At 54.8% G+C, this 20,081-nt stretch carries 13 protein-coding genes; all 13 read right to left on the bottom strand.

Annotated elements, in window-relative coordinates; all coding sequences use genetic code 11:
• Nucleotides 1–21 precede the first annotated feature (21 nt).
• The 13 genes from ACESZP_RS05590 to ACESZP_RS05530 all read right to left on the bottom strand — a co-directional run bounded on the left by ACESZP_RS05590 (nt 22) and on the right by ACESZP_RS05530 (nt 20,073).
• Nucleotides 22–1,215, bottom strand: coding sequence for a type II secretion system F family protein (locus ACESZP_RS05590; protein ID WP_499708292.1), 1,194 nt, complete (start codon nt 1,213–1,215; stop codon nt 22–24).
• Nucleotides 1,216–1,293: 78 nt separating this feature from the next.
• Nucleotides 1,294–2,082 (bottom strand): prepilin peptidase, encoded by a 789-nt coding sequence (locus tag ACESZP_RS05585; RefSeq protein WP_499708291.1) that lies wholly within the window; start codon nt 2,080–2,082, stop codon nt 1,294–1,296.
• Nucleotides 2,083–2,172: 90 nt separating this feature from the next.
• Nucleotides 2,173–2,637, bottom strand: coding sequence for a hypothetical protein (locus ACESZP_RS05580; RefSeq protein WP_499708290.1), 465 nt, complete (start codon nt 2,635–2,637; stop codon nt 2,173–2,175).
• A 43-nt stretch (nt 2,638–2,680) separates the two neighbouring features.
• On the bottom strand, nt 2,681–3,130 hold the full coding sequence (locus ACESZP_RS05575) for a prepilin-type N-terminal cleavage/methylation domain-containing protein (protein ID WP_499708289.1): 450 nt from the start codon (nt 3,128–3,130) through the stop codon (nt 2,681–2,683).
• Between the two features lie 78 nt (nt 3,131–3,208).
• Nucleotides 3,209–3,943: a type IV pilus modification PilV family protein gene (locus ACESZP_RS05570; RefSeq protein WP_499708288.1), complete on the bottom strand. Its 735-nt coding sequence runs from the start codon at nt 3,941–3,943 to the stop codon at nt 3,209–3,211.
• Nucleotides 3,940–4,344, bottom strand: coding sequence for a PulJ/GspJ family protein (locus ACESZP_RS05565; protein ID WP_499708287.1), 405 nt, complete (start codon nt 4,342–4,344; stop codon nt 3,940–3,942). The genes ACESZP_RS05570 and ACESZP_RS05565 overlap by 4 nt, the downstream gene beginning before the upstream one ends.
• A complete protein-coding gene (locus ACESZP_RS05560) occupies nt 4,331–5,143 on the bottom strand; it encodes a hypothetical protein (protein WP_499708286.1) in 813 nt (270 codons plus the stop codon). Before ACESZP_RS05560 ends, ACESZP_RS05565 begins: the two co-directional genes overlap by 14 nt.
• 39 nt (nt 5,144–5,182) lie before the next feature.
• Nucleotides 5,183–15,001 carry a prepilin-type N-terminal cleavage/methylation domain-containing protein gene (locus ACESZP_RS05555; protein ID WP_499708285.1) on the bottom strand — a complete coding sequence of 3,273 codons (9,819 nt, stop codon included), beginning with the start codon at nt 14,999–15,001 and terminating at the stop codon, nt 5,183–5,185.
• Nucleotides 15,002–15,132: 131 nt separating this feature from the next.
• A complete protein-coding gene (locus tag ACESZP_RS05550) occupies nt 15,133–16,041 on the bottom strand; it encodes a dihydroorotate dehydrogenase (RefSeq protein ID WP_499708284.1) in 909 nt (302 codons plus the stop codon).
• A 17-nt stretch (nt 16,042–16,058) separates the two neighbouring features.
• Entirely contained in the window at nt 16,059–16,829 is a 771-nt protein-coding gene (locus tag ACESZP_RS05545; RefSeq protein ID WP_499708283.1) for a dihydroorotate dehydrogenase electron transfer subunit, read from the bottom strand.
• Nucleotides 16,830–16,838: 9 nt separating this feature from the next.
• On the bottom strand, nt 16,839–17,768 hold the full coding sequence (gene pyrF / locus ACESZP_RS05540; protein WP_178038447.1) for an orotidine-5'-phosphate decarboxylase: 930 nt from the start codon (nt 17,766–17,768) through the stop codon (nt 16,839–16,841).
• A 123-nt stretch (nt 17,769–17,891) separates the two neighbouring features.
• A complete protein-coding gene (gene hflX / locus ACESZP_RS05535) occupies nt 17,892–19,127 on the bottom strand; it encodes a GTPase HflX (protein WP_499708282.1) in 1,236 nt (411 codons plus the stop codon).
• 13 nt (nt 19,128–19,140) lie between these two features.
• Nucleotides 19,141–20,073: a glycosyltransferase family 2 protein gene (locus ACESZP_RS05530; RefSeq protein ID WP_440322607.1), complete on the bottom strand. Its 933-nt coding sequence runs from the start codon at nt 20,071–20,073 to the stop codon at nt 19,141–19,143.
• Between the last annotated feature and the right edge of the window lie 8 nt (nt 20,074–20,081).

The following is a 20,081-nucleotide window of genomic DNA, read 5'->3' as shown; positions in this document are numbered from 1 at the left end:
ATCCTTTGTTTTCATTCTCCGTTACGCGTTTTCGATGGCTGCGTAGGACTGGTAAATCGGCAGCATCACGCCAATCATAATCATACCTACCACCAGAGCCATGAAAATAATCAGAATCGGCTCCAGGAGCGTCACCATCCGCTTCGTAGCCTGTTCCGCGTCATCCTCCAGAGTGGCCGCGACGGAATCCAGCATCACGTCCAGCCGACCGCTCTCCTCGCCCACCAGAATGGTACTGGAGAGCTTCAGAAGCAGGCCGTCCACCTCATGAAGGGCCCGGGACAGGGCCACGCCGCTTCGCACCTGGGTCACCACCATGTCAAACTGCTCCTGCACATACAGGTTGCCTACGGTCTCGCCTGCGATGCCGATGGCCTGGGCCAGGGGCATACCGCTGGAATAGAGGCTGCTTAAGGTCCGCGCGAACCGGGCTGTGTAAATGACCTGATACAGCTTTCCGAAGCCCCACACATGGACCTTCGCGTAGTCCACCCCCCGGCGCACCGCCGGAATTCCGATAATCAGCCGCACCAGCGCCACGAAAATGAATACGGCGAGCAGCGCCACATACCACCTCTGTACCAGAAAATCCGATATGGCAATCAGCATATTCGTAATCCAGGGCAGGCTGTCCATCTCGTCAAAAAGACTCTGGAACTGGGGCAGGATAAAGGTCACAATCAGGATGACCACCGCCACGCTTAAGACCAGCAGCACCGTCGGATAGGTCATGGCGGATTTCACCTGCTGATTCAGCTTATGCTCTTTTTCATACTGGATGGCCAGGCGTCCGGTCACCTGATCCAGGTTACCGCTGCCCTCGCCGGAGCGGATCATACCCACCATCAGCTCCGGAAAGGCCTGCCGGTTCTCCATGGCCTCGGACAGGCTGACTCCTTTTCGAAGATCCGTCAACACCGCGTCGTAGACCTCACGCTCCGCCGCCGGGATACCCTCCTGTCCGGAAATGATATCCAGCGCCCGCACCAGACTGACGCCGGAAGCCAGAAGCGTGGACAGCTCCCGGCAGAAAGACGCCAGCTGCTTAGGCTTAAGTCTTTTATGACCCCGGGCTTCCGTCAGGTTCTTCGCCTCCACCAGATACAGGCCGTCCCCCAGCAGATCCGCGGTCAGTGTTTTTTCGCTGGCTGCCTCGACCGTTCCTTTTTTTATTTTTCCCTTCATGTCCTTCGCGACATATTGAAAACGGGCCATCTGTTGTTCTCCTTTATGTAAATGAAGTAAAGCTTCTCCTATGTATTCTATATTATGTAAATCATTTCACTGTCGCTTCTACAGTGCGCTCAGATACCAGGCTGCGATCTGGTCGCCCCAGAGGGCTGCCACCGCCAGGCCAAAGGCCAGAAAAGGCCCGAAAGCGAACTGGTCGCTCTTTTTCAGCCGTTTTGCGGCCAGCATAAAGGCCGCGTAACCGCCGCCGGAAAGCAGGCCGAAAAACATGGCGCAGACAATGGCGTCCATGCCGAGAAAAAGCCCGGACGCCGCCATAAGCTTGATGTCGCCGCCGCCGAAGGCTCCCGGCACGATCAGCGCCAGCACCAGCATGGGAACCGACACAATCAGCGCGCCGAGCAGACGATCCCCGATTCCGTGCTCCGGAACCAGAAAGATCTGCGCCGCCGCCAGGATGGCTATGATTATGTGAAATCGATTATAGATGATCTGGGTGTCCCAGTCTATCAGGGCCACCACCAGTAATATTCCAAGATAACAAAAAACCACCGCGCCCTCCAGGGAAATCAGCCCGGTGTGTCCAACTCCATAGCGCCACGCGCACAGGATCCATGCCGCTCCTCCGGCCAGCTCGCCAAGGAACGCCCGTTTCGGGATCGGCGTGCCGCAGCCCTTGCAGCGTCCGCGTAAAGCCAGAAAGCTTACGCAGGGAATCAGCTCTGCCGGGATCAATACCCGCCCGCAGGCTGTACAGTGGCTCCGCCCCTTCACGATTCCCTCATCTCGGGGAAGCCGATCGGCCACCACTCCTAAAAAGCTGAAGATGCAGGCTCCGAAGAGGAACCTTATCAGCCAGAGAATTCCTTCTAAAATTACTAATTCTGTCATATCAAATGTGTTACTTTTTCCCGCAGGACTTTTGTCCTGCCCTGCTTTTCATAGCTGTATCAAAATTTGTTCTGTGCGCTTCCCGCGCTTTTACGGATCGGTATCCTCGTCCCCGATCATCAGCCGGTCATGGTATACGGTGTATACATGGGTGCTCCGGTCATACCAGACCGTGTATTCGTTCTCCTGATAGATAAATTTCTGCACCCGGTAACCGCTCTCGTCGGTCTGAAGAATCCAGAATTCTCCCGGCGCCTTACTTAAGAAAAGGACGTCCTCATAGACGCCCTCGGCCACGCCGCCCTGCTTTGCCGCATCCGCAAAGGGAGCGCTGCCGCCGTACTGCCCGGTGGAGGTCACATCCAGCGCCATCCTTACAGACCGGGCGTTCCGGAGCGCTGTCAGTGCGTCCGCCCGGTACAGAAGCTCCAGCGCGCCGGGCGCCAAGAGGACCACCACCAGAAGTACGAGACAAAGAACCGTAAGGGTCTGCCGGAGCCAGCGGTGTTGCTTTTCCTTATTCTGTTGTGCAGAGGCGGGGTGCTGGGTGGGCATGGGGTACGGTCCTTTCTTTTATAAAAATATCAAATTCTAGTTTTTAGTTAGTAACTTTTGCTACATTATAATCGCCATCGCTATTATTAGTGCCAGCCGGCTCATATGTACAAGTATATGTAGAGTTCTTATAAACCAGTTTTGTTACTTTATTCGGTGTTTTTGAATCTGCAGCAGTGTCCAGAGTTACCTCTGTAATCTCACCCTTAACTTCTGCTAAATCTTTAATCTCAGAATACTTTACAGTACCTGTATCTTTGCCTACCGTAATAGCAACTCCAACATCCACCTTTGTATAAGCCTCATCTACCAGTGTCTGTGCAGCCATTACAGCCTGACGTGTCTCAGCAATAACGGATTTCTTCTTCGCTCTGTCAATATACCCAGTCAGTGCCGGTACCAGCAGTGCTGCCAGGATAGCCAGAATTACCAGTACAACGATCAGCTCTACCAGTGTAAAGCCTTTTTTGTTCTCTTTGAGTTTCTTAAACATTTCTCTTTTCTCCTTTTTCTTTATAGATATTTTCTATATAAGCGCCCGGGCAGGCGTCTATATCTTGTTTGTACGGCCTTACGGCGTGTTATTCATTACAGTCGTTGCCGTCACACCCTCACTATACTTTATTTTATAACGAAAATCAAGGATTTCCGTGTCAGAAATTACCAGTTCTGTGCAGTTCTCATCCTGATACAATGCCACATCGGCAACCAGAGAGCTCAACGCCCCGCCGTTTTCCGTTTCATCCGGTACCCGGTAGGTCACCTTCAGGTAATACCCCATATAAAAGCCCTCGCCGTAGGCCTCCGCAGCCGCGCGGGCCACCGGCTGGGTACCGTCCGTGTACAGATAGGTGCCATCGTTTTTACGATTATAATACCGGGCCAGCAGCCGCCCCTTTGAAAGCTCTTCCTGGGTACCAATGACATTTTCCAGATCATTTCCCCGGTACAGGGTGGTCTTTTCACAGCCGTCAGTGGAAATCAGCACCACGTAGCCGTTGGAATCCAGAAATTCCATGGCGGTTCCGGTCTTATTTCCAGGCTGATCCACAATCTGCGCGCCATCCTGATAGAGCTTCACATAGCCGCAGGCTTCATTTGCCAGATCTCGCACCTCCGTCATGGCTGTATCCAGAATGGACTCTGCGTACTGGGTCTTCTGCAGCCGCAGATACACCCGGTAAGCGCCGCTCAGCACCCGGGCCGCCATACCGATCAGAATGCTCATCAGAAGCAGGGATACCAGTGTCTCCACCAGCGTCGTTCCCGCGCGTTCCCACAGGATTCTATGCTTCTTTTTTCTCATGGCGTGTCACCTCCGTCCTCATCGGAGCCGGAAGCGTCTGACTTCTCCGGTGGGTGGTACAGAAGAAAGGAAACATCCTTTGCCTTTTTTTGATACAGCTCCACTTCCACGGTAAAGCCTGTAGCAGAACCCATCTGGGTAAAATCCGCATTGACAGCGCGAAACGCCAGCTCAACCGGCTGATTCTTCCCGCCGTCCCGGGGCTCAGCCTGGGCCTTGCTCAGTTCTTTCAGAATCTCCGCGTTTTCCTGTCTGATTTCCTGATTTTTCCGCATGGAGGCGCTGCTGTAGGATACCGCTCCCTGGAGAATTCCCATCATCAGCAGGAAGATAAAGATGCTGGCCATAACCTCCACCAGCGTATCCCCGGAACGGGATCTCAGTGTTTTAATCGGTCCCATTGGTATCGCCTCCTTCCGGATCCGGCGGCTCCGTATCGGTAGTCTCCGTATCGGTATAGGTATTTTCCACAAATTTACATTCTGTCACATTGGACGCGTCATACTCATAACGGATATCCTTAGTCGGATCCGGATCATAGACCGGTCCGACAGCCGTGTCCTTATGCCAGCCCTTTTCCCATACCAGCTTCTGTTCCCCCTGCCAGAAATTCAACGCGTATTTCTGCTCCCGGGTATATTCTGCGCTGTAGGTGTAGGTTATGTCGTCATAATAGGACGTCACATCCACTATCACCAGATAGCGGCGCACAGTCATGCGCTCCAGCTCCGCAATGGTCGTCCCGTAATTACCGGCTCCCGTCGCCGGGATTGTGCCTCCGAGGCTGACACTGCTCTCACTTTCGTTAATTTCCTTGGTCAGGGTCACACGCAGGTTGCCGTAGCCTTCCAGACTTTTGGCGCTGCCTGCATACAGGTTCTTAAGATCCGTGCCCTCCGGCATAAAGGAGTAGGGGGTATCCTCCGCATACTGATTTCCGTCCAGAAAACGGTTCACAAATTCAAAGAAGGACGCGTCCGAATCGGAAAGCTCCTTATCCAAAGCTTCCGCAAAGCTCTGGGCCAGCAGATAGCTCCGTTCCTCCTTCAGCCGCCCGGTGCTCTGGGAGGTCAGAAGTCCCGCTGTATACAGAATGGCTGCGGCAAAGGCCACGAAGAAGGCTGATACACACAGCACGATGACCAGAGACACACCCTGACGGCTGTTTTTCCTTAGTTCACGCATTCCTTTTCGCTGCAACGGGACTCCCCTCCTTTCTTTTTTATGGTCTGTTTCATCTTATTTCAGTTCCACCTCTGCGCGCTCTGACGCGGCGTAGGCGTCGCTCTGGTCTGCCGGGTTCTCTGACAGGTTGGCCTTCACATTGGCCCGGACGGTCACCTTGCTCACGATTCGGCTGCTTTCATTGGGGAAGGTGGTTTCCTCCGTATTGCCGTCCTCTGCCTTATCCCTCGCCGTCAGTTTGTTGATATCCGGAAGCTCCAGGCTATAGCTCCAGGTGCCGTCGTCATTCCTGGTGGCATAGAGCGCCGCTGTCTCCTGCACGGTGTAGTAGCTTCTCGCTCCGGACGGGGTATCATAATAGCCCTGCGCCGCCATATCACCCGCAATTACATCCGGATAGGCCAGGTCAAAGCGCCAGGTATTTTCATCCGTCTTCTTAACTGCCGCTTCTGACCAGTCATTGACGTTATAGCCACTCAGGTCCGACCACTGCTGGCTTACAGTTACGCTGTCCCCGCTCTCCTGAATCCGGATATTTCTTGTCAAATCCACGGCTCCGCCGCTGATATCCGCTTTCTCCGTCGAAGTAACCTCATATACCTCAGCGCCGTCCACACTGCTCCAGTTGATCCGGGTGTGCTCTGCTTCCCAGGGAAGCTCTGCCGGCTGTCCTGCGATATCCGGAGAATCGCTGACCTGTGCATCCACCTCTGTCCATACGGTATCAGAGCTTATATCCGGCGTATCCAGCTTCACGTATGGCAGACGGAATGCCTTTCCCGCTTTTGTCCACGCGGAGCTTACGCTGCCGCTGCCGGAAGAGATCCGCGCGTAGAAGGCAATCCATTTTCCGGCATAGTCTATGGACAGATTCTGCAGTACATGATAATACTCCATACTGCTCTTTACATCCATCTGTACCGGAACCCGGGTTTCCTGATAGCTTACCGGATATACCGCAAGGTAATCGCCGGGATTTGTAAGGCTTGCGTTCTGTGCTTTTTCCTGGCTGTCATAGATATACGCGCACAGCAGATACGCGCTGCCCGCAGGCGGAATGCTGTCCTGCCCAGCGGACAGATTGATCTGCAGGCTGTTCAGAAACTCCGCAGCCGTCACCGGCACCTGTTTATCGTATTTCCAACCGGCACGCCAGCTGACCTTCGGCGCAGCCAGACGGCTGGGGATCGTAAGCTCTGTGGTGACGCCGGGAAGGCTGTCCAGATACTGGCTGTTCTCCACGGCCATGGCCTTCAGGTAGATAACCACCTTCTGGCCGGCGTAATCCTCCAGGTTCACCGTTTCTGTGTACACGCCGGAATTGCCTGCGGGTACCAGCCCGCCAAGGGGCATGGCGTCCGTGAGACTGCCGTCGCTTCCGTAGGTCTGAATATAGGCCTGGTAGCCCTTCAGCCCTTCCTCGGACAGATTGGCCGCCCAGCTTAACTGATAGTTCAGTTCATTCTCATCCGCATTGGTTACGGAGGGCTGTCCGGGCGCTTCCAGGCGCTCCTTAACCAGATAGGTGCCGGTGCCAGAGAGACCGATATATTTTGTCGTGCCCCTGTCGCTTCCGATGCGTGTAACCTTCAGCTTCACGCTTTGGTAGTTCCAGTCGGAGCCGTCGATATAGAGCTTCCGGCTGGTATTGTCTGTATAATAGCTGTCTGTCGGAATGATAACCTCCCGGCCATCCGCGTCGATACCGGTCAGGGAGACCTGGTAATGGGCGTCTTCCGTCGCCGCCAAGGTCTTATCCCATTCGAAGGTATAACAGCCGTTCGCGTCCGGATTCATCCGTTCGGTGCTGTCCGCTCCCACCAGATCCGGCTTCGGAAGCCAGGTGAAAAGTATGCCGGTCTCATGGGCGTAATCGCAGAACTGATATCCCGCGTCACTTCCTCTGCGCGCCCAGATAGTGCTGTTGGTGTTATGCCACTGTTCCGCCCTGGTACCGTCCTCCTCTTCTGTGACGCCAAGCAGCTGATGCATATCACAATTCGCGTCTGCAGAATCACCGTCCACGCCGATATCATAGGTATAGACCGGTCCCAATCCCGAAGCCGCGTACCAGATACGCACCCGCATATTGGTCGCGTCTCCCACGTATTCCGGAAGCGCCGTAAAGTTTCCTGTGGCGGTTCCTCTGGATACGGTCAGAATATCGGTCTGGGCCAGTACAGTATCCGTCTGCACACTGCCGTTCGTATCCTTCCAGTCGCCAATCAGTTCCGCGCGGTAGATGGGCGGGGTGGTCATGGCGCCGGACGACGTCAGACTGACCTCAATCGTCAGATCCTCCAGCGTCGTACCGGATACAGTGACACTGCCATTCAAAAGTCTGTTTCCGAAGGCGGTTGCCAGCTGATACTCCGGCTTTCCGATGCCTTCTCCTCCAGGCAGGCTGACTGCAGTCGATACCACCTGCGAAGCCTGAATATCCGTGGTTCCGCTGTTCATGGTCGTCTGAGCCGTCATCTGATAAATGGCATTCTTGTTCTGTTTTACCGGAAGCCGCTGAACCGGATTTTTCGCTGTCAGGACCACATTGCCTTCGCGTTCAATATTTACCACCGTCTGCCAGCTGTCATACGCGCTGTACGCATCCAGATTATTCAGACTGATTTGGTACGCGAAATTATTATTATTCGGCCCTGTGTAGATGAGCTGAATCCGGATATCCGGATCCGGAAGCGTCGGGTTCAATACACTGCCGCCGGACACCTCGTCGGAATCTTTTACATCATCAAACATACTGATCGCCTTGACAATGACGTTCAGTTTCCCTGTCAGCTCGGTATCCGCAGGAAGCTCAAAGCTGCCAGCTTCCGTATATAATGTATGGGTATAGCTGTGTCCCTCACTGTCCTCCAGTCTCACCAGGTACGCAAACGGATCGCATAGATCTGTGGAAGATGAATCTACACCTGCCTCCTGCAGGGTCCATGGCGTTATCTCCACTTTAATCTTTCCCTGCTCCACGGACGCTGTTACATTCTTCGGGGCAACCAGCTTATTGTCCTTGATGCCCTCCAGCCGCCGGTAGCTTGTGCGCGCATTAACAAATACGGTATCGTCCACGTTTACTGTGGATTTATTTTCCAGATCTTTGTACATGTATCGCGTATCTTCCAGATAATATAAAATCTTGCCAAGCTTTCTTCCGGTACTCTTCTGTATGATGTTATTATTCTCGTCAATGTAATCGCCGTTTGTACCTGACACGGAATCTCCGATGGTGATATCCGCCACAAAGTACTTTTTCTTATCAATATCGTACATAAATGCGGACGGATTCGCGTGCAGTCCTCTCAGCCATTCCGACATGCTATAAGCTATCTTGGTTCCCGAACCCACGGTTTTCCCATGCCCGATACTCACATCGTCAAACTGATGGTCGCCATTGTCGCTGCCGTTCATATAGTAGTTATGCGCCCGGTTACTCTCCGGACTAATGGTTCCGGGACCGTTTGACTTGGAGTAACCGGATTGTGCGGAATAAATCGGCGAATTGTTCGAGCTTTGGTATGTAGTCGTCATTCTTACCGAATAATTATCCTTGACGATGGTATGATTCTTCCATGCCTCCGCTCCATAGCGATCTCCGAAGATACCCGCTGTATACTGGGCTCCCTTCAATACTCTTGCGAAATTCCGACACCGCTCAATGCGGATAACCACATTTCCGGTGGACTTCTTAATCGTCTCTCCTGCCGGATTATCGCTGGACAGGAAACCAAAGATTCCGGACGCCATAGACGCGGAATAGATCTCCACACCCGGCGCATTTACACAATCCAGGATCTGGACTGTATAGCTCTGGGATTTCTCCGGGCTGGTCGCCTCGTAATTGGTAATATTTCCCAGTATTCCGGCACTGTCATTCGCGCCGGTCTGACCTGCGTCACTTTCCTCCTTGGAAAATGTATGTTTTCTTCCGTTTGCGGTAAAGATACTTCCGTAATTTCCGCATCCTATCAGGTTGTACTCATTATTCTCATAAGCATGGTACAGCTGCGCCACGATGCCGCCGGACGCTCCGATCCATGCCGTTCCATAGGTGGTCTGCAGACTTCCGTAGTTCCGGCAGTTCGTAATCGTTCCGCCGGTGCCAGTCCACTGTCCCATGATGCCGCCTGAATAATGAGAATTATAGCAATAGATCATTCCATAATTGACGCAGTATTCCAGACGCCACTCACTGCTGGTGGAATTGTTCTGGTTTCCGATGATACCGCCCGCGAAACGGTTGGTGCTGCCTGTTTTGATCTGACGGCCCACGAAGGCCCCGTTCACCAGATACCGCATATCCTTTTCGGACTCGTTCATACCGATGATACCGCCGGTACCGACGCCGATGGCCTCGGATTTATTGTTCAGGAACCATTTTCCGGATACACAGCTGTTCAGGCTGCCTGTGGTACTGTTGTAAGCGGTGATACCGCCCAGGTTACCGTTGCTGAGCATCCGAATCTGCAGACGGCCGGATGTGACTCCGCCGCCATTGCGGTAGCTTAAGTTTTCAATGTCTGTATTGTTTTTCCAGTTTACATAATCTGTTATCGGGGTAAGTCCGTTTCCCACCACATTCTCATTGATCTGATCCAGCACCTCCGCGTTCTTCTTATCGCCGGTATTTGCCAGCACTGCCTTTGTCTGATTGCTTCCGGATCCGGTGATGCTGCCCTTATTGAAGCCTGCGATACCGCCCAGCATACCGTAACCGGCAGTCAGGCTGCTCGTCTCGTTGTTAGTCAGGACGCAGTTCTCGATGGAGCCATTCGTCTCATTCTTACCGGTAACGCCGCCTGCATGGCTGGCCAGGGATTCCTTCTGCTCCGTGGTGCTGGTGCTGGTGGCTGTGTAGACGCCCTGAATATCCATGACGATCTGCGCTACCGTACACTCACGCAGAGCCGCGTAGTTGATGCCGACGATACCGCCGTAGCAGTTGCCTGCCGTGCTCCGGCCCTCTTTGATGGTACCGGAATAGCTGCTGGCTGTAACCTGCGCCTGTGCCGTCGCGTCCCCGTCGGTCTTCAGACCGTTCTGGCCTGTGATGCCGCCCAGATAACGATAGTTGGTAAAGCCTTCGAAGTTCAGGCCGTTTGCTGTAATATGATTGACGTTATTCTCATTAACGCCCACTGCGCCGCCGACGGTCAGACTGCCACTTCCGGAAAGCTCCGGCATATAAGTAAGCTCCGTATATTCTATGGTACCCTTGTTTCTTCCCGCGATACCGCCGAAGATGGAAGCTGTTCCCGCAAGCTTTACGTTGGCCACCGGCATGCTGCCCGTGATGGTGCCCTCGTTCAGGGCGCAGACTGCGCCCATCTCGTCTTTGCCGCGGCCGATGAGTGTCACCGTACCGCCGTTTGTATCATTTACACGGCTGTCCGCGATGGTACCCTTATTTTCCGCCACGATACCGCCCACATAGCCGGCGCTGGAGGTGACGTCGCCATAGTTTACACAGCCGGTAATCGCCCTTTCATTTACTGCGGTAATACCGCCCGCCGGGCCCTCGTCCGCGCGGACATCGTCAGAGCGGTTCACAGCCCGGGTAATATTGCCGCGGCTGGTTCCCACTACGCCGCCCGCATTGCCTTTAGAAGCGCGCACCAGCTTCACCTGACTGACCAGATAGGTGATCTCATTACCAAGGGAACCCTCGTTGATTCCGATGATGCCGCCCACGCTGCTCTGTCCCATAACCGTAAGGCCGCTGCCTGCGGCTACCACCTGGCTGTTCTGTCCGCCGCTGATACGGAGCTGACCGCCTGCCTCATTGACGCCCACGATGCCGCCGACGCCTTCGCCGCGGCTGCCCTGTACGGTTCTTGCCGCCGTATCCGAGGACGCGTCCGCCAGCTCAATGAGACCGCTGTTGCGTCCGGCCATGCCGCCCGCGCAATTGCCTGCCGCCGTCACATTGGCCACGCTTGCGCAGTTTTTGACCAGACCGTCTGTCAGGTTCCAGGACACAATGCCGCCCACACAGTCCTTTCCGGTGACGGTTCTGCCCTGCTCTGTCCGGCAGTCTTCAATGGTTCCCGCTGTGTATGTTTTATTCTTATCTGTATAATTCTTTGTCTCCCGAGAGGTCCGGATATTGATGGAAGCGATACCGCCCAGGTAATTCAGGCCCGCGTTGCCAAAGTTGCCGCTTAAGGCACAGTTGTAGATATAGCCGCCGTTCAGGCCCACGATACCGCCGATGCCCACGCAGCCGGACATATTGCCGGTATTGCTGCAATGATCGATGATCTGGTTTTCCAGATTGACGCCCACGATGCCGCCCACAAAATGAAGCTTCACAGACGCTGCACCGTCAGGAGCTGCGCTGTTTACCTCCCTGCTTTTTACATATTTTTCCAGTACTACGCCGTCATCCGCGCCCACCCGGCTATAGAGAGACAGATTGCCCGCGTTCCGGCAGTTCCGGATGATAAGCTGACTGCCACGCTCGCAGTAGCCCAGGACGCCGCCTGCGTAATAGCCCGCCTGGATGGGAATGTTGTTGCTGTCTACGGTAAATGCAGCATCGGTATTGCCGGCTGCCGTCAGGACCAGTCTGCCCTGATCCGTGGAAGCCTGGACTGCCGTCGGCACATGACTGTCATCCAGACCCGGAAGCAGCCGCTGCTTGCCATTACTCTGAGCCGCGGCCAGCGCTTCCAGAATCGGTTTGTCGCTGTCCACATCTATCTGGTCGGCCCTATAGGTCCGCTGGTAGCCGATGACGCCGCCCACAAAGGCCTGGCCGCGGATCACGCCCAGGGAATTCTGCGCACGCAGACCGCCCGCCGTCACTTCCTTCCCGTTCAGCTCCACCACGTTCGCGCCGATGACGCCGCCCACATAATAGCGGCCCTCCACGCTCCGGGGTTTAATGACCAGCTCCGAGGTCAGGACAGACTTGGACGCGTTGAGACCAAAGCAGCCTCCTACCCCGTCGCCGTCACCGTGAATCCGGCCGCCGATCAGATCGTATTTCGCGTCCAGGGTTCCCTGTACGTCGTTAAAGCCTGCGATACCGCCCACATAGCTTCCGCCCGCCACGATACCGGAGACAGATTTTACCATAACCTTCTGGCTTGCGCTGTCAAATGTGATCGCTCCGTTATTGTAGCCTGCGATGCCGCCCACGTAATCGCCGGTGGCCTTCCATTTATCCACAATCATATTGTAGATGGAGCTGTCATAGTCGGACAGGTAGCTTACGCAGTCCTTGATCTTCGCCCCATATTCATTATAGCCGACGATGCCGCCCGCATATTTTTTCGTGGCTGCGGCTACGCCGTTATTGACACAGTTTTCAAGAGTCACGCCATCGGTATTGATACCGGTGATGCCGCCCGCATAATTTTTACCGATGACATAGCTGCGATTAGTGGTGACTAACACCTCTCCGGTATTCCGGATGGAGCTTCCTACTTCATTTCCAAGGCCTCCGGCGATGCCGCCCACATAATTCTCACCCAGGACATAACCGTTCTTCTGAGTCTCACAGTTGCTTAAGATGGTGTAATTGCCATAGCCGACGATGCCGCCTACATAATCGCCCTTCAGCACCTTGTCCTGCTGCGCGCTGTCGTAGCTGTAGCCTCCGGCTCTTCCGGACGCAGTCTCGCAGTCGTAAAGGACCGCGTTATAGCTGTAACCGGTAATGCCGCCGAAATAGTGACCTGCGAAGGTATCCGCATCCGCCAGGACAGAGCTTAAGATCAGGCCGTCGCTGCTGCTGCCGGCCACGCTGGCCACTGCCGCATGATCCGCTTCGGAAAGTCCTTTCCCATTCTCTATGCTTCCCTCCAGTTTGCCCACGATACCGCCGGTAAACAGATTGCCGGTTACATCCGCATGATTTTCGCAGGTGTTCAGCTTCGTGATGCCTTCTCCCTCATTGGCCAGATACGCGTAGCCGACGATACCGCCGACGCCGTACCGCACCGACGACGCGTCTCCATTTTTATCCTTTTCCTCTGCCGGAAGCTGTACATCCATGGTTCCGTCCATGGAAAGCTTTTCTATAATCTGAGACCGTACCGCCTGATACTCGCCCGGCGCGGCAGCCGTCACCTTTGCCAGCACACCTGCGATACCGCCCACAGCTGCTTTCGCGCCATAGGTTTCGTCCAGTCTCACATACACCGTATCGCTGTCTTCCCCCTCTGCTTTAGCGGACGTACCTGCTGTCTTATCTGCTTCTATGGTAATATTCTGCAGTGTGCCCTCGCTGCGTCCGGCCAGAATGCCCACACCCTTCAGCTTCGTAAAAGGATGCTCCTGATTGGATGTCAGCTTCAGACGCGGATCTGCCAGTGTCACATCGGAAATGGTTCCGTTGTTCTCGGCAAACAGGCCCAGGTAGCTGGTATCATGCTCTGTTCCATAAATTGTATCCGCCGTTTTGTTATCCAATATGGAAGAAGCTCCCAGCTGCAGATTGGAAAGCAGGGTTTTATCCCCTTCTCCCTTCAGCACTGCATCCTTTGAAAGCTGCGGGATCGCCGGAAAGTCCGCTACTTCACTGCCATTATCCGACCAGCAGGGCTTTAAGATCGAATCCCCGCCCTCCGGCTGCAGACTGTACAGGCCGGTTCCCACCGCAGCCCAGTCCATGTTTTTGGCTGTCAGGGTATAGGTTATCTGTCCATTCTGATTCCGGTAACGGATATTGGACAGATGGCGCCAGGTGCAGATTTCCACGGATGTCCCCTTGGTTTCGTCACCGTACAGGGTCTGCGCTGTATTGGATGCCACGACCTCGCTGTCCCGGTATTCCTGGGTCAGCTTCACCCTCGGATCACTTCCCGCGTAGGCTGTTGCCTTGACCGTGGCATAAATATTTTGATTTTGTCCAAGCTCTGACGCCACATTCGCCAGACGTAAGATACTGGTGCTCTCGGTCTCTTCGATACCGCTTCCGCTTTTCGCATCCAGCGTGCCAAGCATCTCTGCCGACATCATGGCATCCAGTACCAGAGAATAGCCGTTAGGGCTCTGGCTTACCGGGAAGTCCCAGATACCTTTCTCATTGCCGTCCTTATCCAGCAGGGTAAAGGAAGCCATCTCTGAGGTGGATCCGCTCTTGCCGTCCCATCCCTTTGTACCCATATCGTTGGGAGACATCATGAGGCTGAACAGTTTTGTTTTATCGTCGGCCTTATAGAAGGTCAGCTCATAGCTGACTGCATTCTTGATTTTCGCGTTGGAGGACCAGTTCAGGGTCAGCTTTTCACTGTTTAAGAGGCTGATAGTGGTAATACGCAGACGCACCGGATCCAGCGCTGCCACGTTGACGGTATCCTCCACGGAATAGTAACCCAGCAGACGCTTCTGCCGACTCTCATATTCCCGCTCCTTCATGGTCAGGTAACCGTCCGCGTCTTTCTCCGCATAATTCAAGCCCTTGCACCTGGTTCCATAGAACGCAGAATAGACCTCGCCCGATTCCATATCGATCTCAATGGCGACGGCCCCGTTTAAGAAGCTCTTATCATAGGCAGAATCATCCAGAAGCTGCAATACCAGCTTGCCCTCTTCCGATGGGCTCTGATAGCTGTCCGCGTCCAGCGTAATCGTATAGATACGGCCATTCAGCTTTGAGGCTTCCTCAAACACAGCCGCTTCTCCATTCTTTTTTACTTCCCTCTGAAACTGTTCCCACTGTCCGGAGGAACGATACCAGGTCAGCTTCGACTCTGCCGCCAGATACACGGTCCGGGCGTTGGATTCATTTTTTCGAAATTCCGCAATTTTCCAGTATTTAACAAAAAAGGGAACCGCGATTGCTGTGATGATAGCCATAATCACCAATACAACTGTAAGTTCCGTCAACGTAAAGCCTTTTCTTCTGTCTTTCATTCTCTATCATCCCGTAAAACCTTTATCATTTTAAAAAATATCATTTTTTAATATAACAAAAAGCACTGGGATTGTCCAGTGCTTTTGCGGGTTGTAATTACTATCTGTAATGTTTTCTCCGGAAATAATTTCTAGTGAACTGCGCCTATCAGCTCGTTGATATCGGCCACCTGATACTTCTTCATGTAGGCCAGAATACCCTCGGCGGTCTCTTTTGCCGCGTAGGGATTGGCGAAATTGGCGGTTCCCACGGATACGGCGGTGGCTCCGGCCAGGATGAACTCCATGGCGTCGTCGCCGTTCGTGATGCCGCCCATGCCGATAATCGGCAGCTTCACCGCGTTTGCCACCTGGTAGACCATGCGCACGGCCACGGGCTTTACTGCCGGACCGGACATGCCGCCGGTCTTATTGGCGATGGCGAAGGTACGGCGGTTGATGTCGATCTTCATGCCGGTGATGGTATTGATGAGGGACAGCACGTCCGCACCGCCTGCCTCTGCCGCCCGGGCCATCTCGGTGATGTCCGTCACATTGGGGCTCAGCTTCATGATAACCGGCTTTTTTGCGTACTTCTTCACAGCCTTTGTAATGGCTTCCAGGGCTTCCGGCTTCTGACCGAAGGCAATACCGCCCTCCTTCACGTTGGGGCAGGAAACATTGATCTCCAGCATATCCACGTCCGCGTCGGACAGGCGCTCCACCGCGTCGCAGTAATCCTCGGTGGTCTTGCCGCAGACATTGACGATGATTTTGGTATCAAAGCGGCGGATCTTCGGCAGATCCCGCTCCAAAAATACGTCCAATCCCGGGTTCTGAAGCCCGATGGCGTTCAGCATGCCGCTTTTTGTCTCGGCGATACGCGGGGTCGGATTGCCGGGCCAGGGTACATTTGCCACGCCCTTGGTCACTACGGCTCCCAGCTCGCCCAGGTCGTAAAATTCTCCGTATTCGCCGGCGGATCCGAAGGTTCCGGAGGCTGTCATCACCGGGTTCTTAAGCTCTACTCCGGCCAGATTTACACTTGTCTTGTATTCCATAGCTCTTCTTCCTCCGGTTACAGTTCGATTTCGTCAGCCGCAAAGACCGGACCGTCCTTGCAGATGCGCTTATTTTTCACGTTCGTGTGGGCGTCCACATCCTTGGACTTGCAGACGCAGGCCAGACAGGCTCCGATGCCGCAGGCCATCCGCTCCTCCAGGGACAGATAACAGTCGATGCCCTGCTCTTCGGCGTAAGCCTTCAGGGCCCGAAGCATGGGACCAGGTCCGCAGGCGAAAATGGCGTCCGCAGTCAGGCCATTTTCTTTGATGGCGTCCAATACATTTCCCTTTGTTCCGGCACTTCCGTCCTCAGTGGCTACCACAAGTTCTGCGTGGCGGGACAGTTCGTCCTTCAGGAACAGGTCGCCGCCCCGGTAACCGGAAACCACGATTTTCTCCCCGGGAAGCTGCTTTGACAGCTCCACCATGGGCGGTACGCCGATGCCGCCTCCGATGAGGAATACTTTTTTATAGCCCTTGTCCAGAGGGAAGCCATTTCCCAGGGGGCCGATGAGGCGTAAGGTCTCTCCCGCGCCGTAGCCGGAAAACTCTGCGGTTCCGGCTCCTGCCTTCCGGTATACCAGACGCAGGGTTTTATTCTCTTTATCAATCTCACAGATACTGATGGGCCGGGGCAGAAGCCGGGACTCATCGTGGCAGTAAACGGACACGAACTGGCCCGGTCTCGCCTCTTCCGCGATATGCTCTGTCTGAAGCCACAGGCTGTAGACGCCCGGGGCAATCTCACGCTGCTCTTTAATAAGCGCTGTTTCCTGATATTTCATAGCCTTCTCCTATCGTGCGTTCAGTGCGCCGCTGATGTCGGCTACCATGTCTTCCACCGCCGCGCGGGAAGCGTCGCCGAAGTTTTCCGCGCCGAATTTTGCGTACTTCTCCTGCTTGTATGCGGCAATGATGCCTCTGGAGGAGTTGACAATGGCTCCCAGACCGTCCTCGTTAAAGAAGTTCACCAGATCCTTGCCCTTGCCGCCCTGGGCACCGTAGCCCGGCACCAGAATGAAGGTCTTCGGCATAAGCTTACGAAGGGTCGCGCCCATCTCCGGATAGGTAGCTCCGACTACCGCGCCGATGTAGCTGTAGCCGGACTGGCCTACATGCTCTTCACCCCACTGGGCTACCTTCTCGCCAACCAGCTCATAGAGCGGACGGCCATTTACCAGCTGATCCTGGAACTCGCCGCTGGACGGATTGGAGGTTTTTACCAGGATAAACAGACCCTTATTTTCCTCTTTGCATACCTCGATGAAAGGCTTTACGCCGTCACTGCCCAGGTACGGGTTTACAGTGGCGAAATCCTCGTCGAAGGGAACGTAACATTTGCTGCCCACCTGTACCTTGCCCAGATGGCCCACCGCATATGCGGCAGAAGTGGAACCAATGTCGCCGCGCTTGATATCGCCGATGACTACCAGGTCTTTGGATTTGCAGTAATCGATGGTCTTCTTATATGCCTTCAAGCCCTCGATACCGAACTGCTCATACATGGCGATCTGAGGCTTTACCGCCGGAATCAGGTCGTAGGTCTTGTCCACGATCTCCTTGTTGAACTGCCAGATGGCCTCTGCTGCTCCCTCCAGGGTCTCGCCGTACTCCGCGAACGCCTTCTTCTGGATGTGCTCCGGAATGTAGTTCAGCATCGGATCCAGTCCTACCACGATGGGGGCTCCGGTCTTCTGAATCTTTGCAATCAGCTTATCAATCATTTTACGTTCTCCTTCGTTTTATAAAGTTATGGTTTCTGGTCTCTGCGCTTCTCCCGCAGGTCCGTTTAAGAAATTATATAGTATTTTTTTATAGAATGCAACTGTAAGGATCCTCTGCGCCACCTAATAATTCCGCGGCATCCAGGCCTTGATATAGATACCGTCCTCCCGATATTCCTCTTCCAGCACCTGTCCGTACCTTCGAATCCGCTGGATATCCCCTGCCTGGGCGTAGGGAAACAGCTTCTCTACCTGTACCCGGCTGTTACGAAGCTGCTCTTCCAGCACTTCCTGCAGCGCCTTAAGTCCCGCGCCGGTTCCGGCGGAAATGCCGATGGCGCGCACCGCGTTCGGATCCTTCGGAAGCTCGCTGCCCGCCGCCAGATCCCGCTTGTTAAACAGGGTGATGACCGGCCTGCCCGCGATACCCAGACGATCCAGAGTCTCGTAGACTGCCTCCATCTGGGCGTCCATCTGCGGACTCACACTGTCCACTACGTGAAGAATGTAATCGGCGTAGCGGGCCTCCTCCAACGTACTCTTGAAGGCCTCCACCAGATGGTGGGGAAGCTTCCGGATAAAGCCGACCGTATCCGTCAGCAGAATCTCCTGGCCGCTTGGCAGCTCCATCCGGCGGGTGGTGGGATCCAATGTGGCGAACAGCTTATTTTCCGCCAGGATACCGGCTCCGGTCAGGGCGTTCAGCAGGGTAGACTTGCCCGCGTTGGTGTAGCCTACGATGGCCGCCACCGGCACACTCTCGTTCAGGCGCTTCTTTCTCGCCGTATCCCGGTGAATCTGCATCTCCTTCAGTTCCCGGTTCAGTCTCGCAATGCGGCTCTTAATCAGCCGTCGGTCCGTCTCCAGCTTCTTCTCGCCGGGACCTCTGGTGCCGATACCGCCGCCCAGTCTTGACATGGCGATACCCTTTCCGGTAAGCCTTGCCAGACGATAACGCAGCTGGGCCAGCTCCACCTGCAATTTTCCCTCGCTGGTGGTAGCGTGCTGTGCGAAGATGTCCAGAATCACCAGGGTCCGGTCCATCACCTTCAAATCCAGTTCCTGCTCCAGTCCCCTTAGCTGGGCCGGAGTCAGCTCGTCGTCGCAGATGACGCCGTCGGCGTGCAATTCTGCCGCCAGCTCCCGGACCTCGTCGATCTTGCCGCTGCCGATATAGGTGCCCGGATGCATACTCTCCCGGTTCTGGATGACCCGGCCTACGGCCTCCGCGCCTGCGGTGTCGGCCAGCTCTGCCAGCTCATCCAGGGATTCCTCCACATTTTCATTTTCCCGGGTGCAGACGCCGACAAGGATGACGCGCTCCCGGGCTGCCTCTTTATTTTCATATAACTCTGCCAAAATTTATCCTCCGTTATCTCCGGTATCCGTTCCAGTAAGCCCGGTTCATGGTACAGCGAAGCACCAGCCACCGGGGCAGCTTCCGATAACTCTTACCCATCCTGTAACCCAGGAACTTCCAGCCGCTCTGCCACACCAGCGTCACGATGAGCCAGGGTTTCCTGATCCGCAGGCAATGGGCCGCCGTCTTCTTCACCAGCCGGATGCCCTCGCCCTCCGACGCCACACCGCCGAAGATCTCCGGATGCTCGGCCTGGGATACGGCCAGATCAAAGTTCCGGTGGAACTGTTCGAGCCCGCTGTAATTGTGGGAATGGATGACCCGGGCGTCCGCCGCGTAGGCGATGGCGTAACCGGCCTTAATAAGCCCGCCCGCATAAATCATATCCTCGTTGAAAATGGTTTTTCTGATAAAGCCTCCCCGGTTTACATAAGTTTCCCGTTCGTACATGGCGCACACATTGGAACAAAAAAAGGTCTTGATGCCAAGTGTGTCCAGATCCGCCGCCGTTTTAACCCGAGACTCCTCCGGATAGTTAAAGATCCGTGTATAGCGTTCCAGCTCCCGGCAATCCGGCCTGGCCAGCTGCCTCGCGTATGCCGCCTTAATCTGCGGTTCCGTAAAAGCTGCCGCCAGACGCTCCACCAGATATTCGTCCGCCGGAAGGGCGTCCTGTGTCAGAAAGAGCAGGTAATCCGCGTCAGACAGGCGCGCGCCCGCGTCCCGGGTGCCGCCGTGATCAAACTCACTTTTGTCCAGCTCGTGAATCTCTGCCCCCGGAATATCTTCCGCCATGGTTCGCATATCTACTTCCGTACGTGTATTCATAATGATAATCCGCCGCAGCGGACGGCTCTGCGCCATCAGCCGCTTCAGAAGCTCCCGGAACTCTGCCCCCGGACGGTAAGCCGGGATAACCGCGTCGATAATCGCTTCTTTTTTCATACTTTCCC

The organism is Candidatus Dorea massiliensis AP6 (assembly GCF_964245105.1).
GTDB lineage: Bacteria > Bacillota > Clostridia > Lachnospirales > Lachnospiraceae > Laedolimicola > Laedolimicola intestinihominis.
Note: the sequence above shows the minus strand (reverse complement) of the source record. Positions and strands in the feature narration are given on the sequence as shown.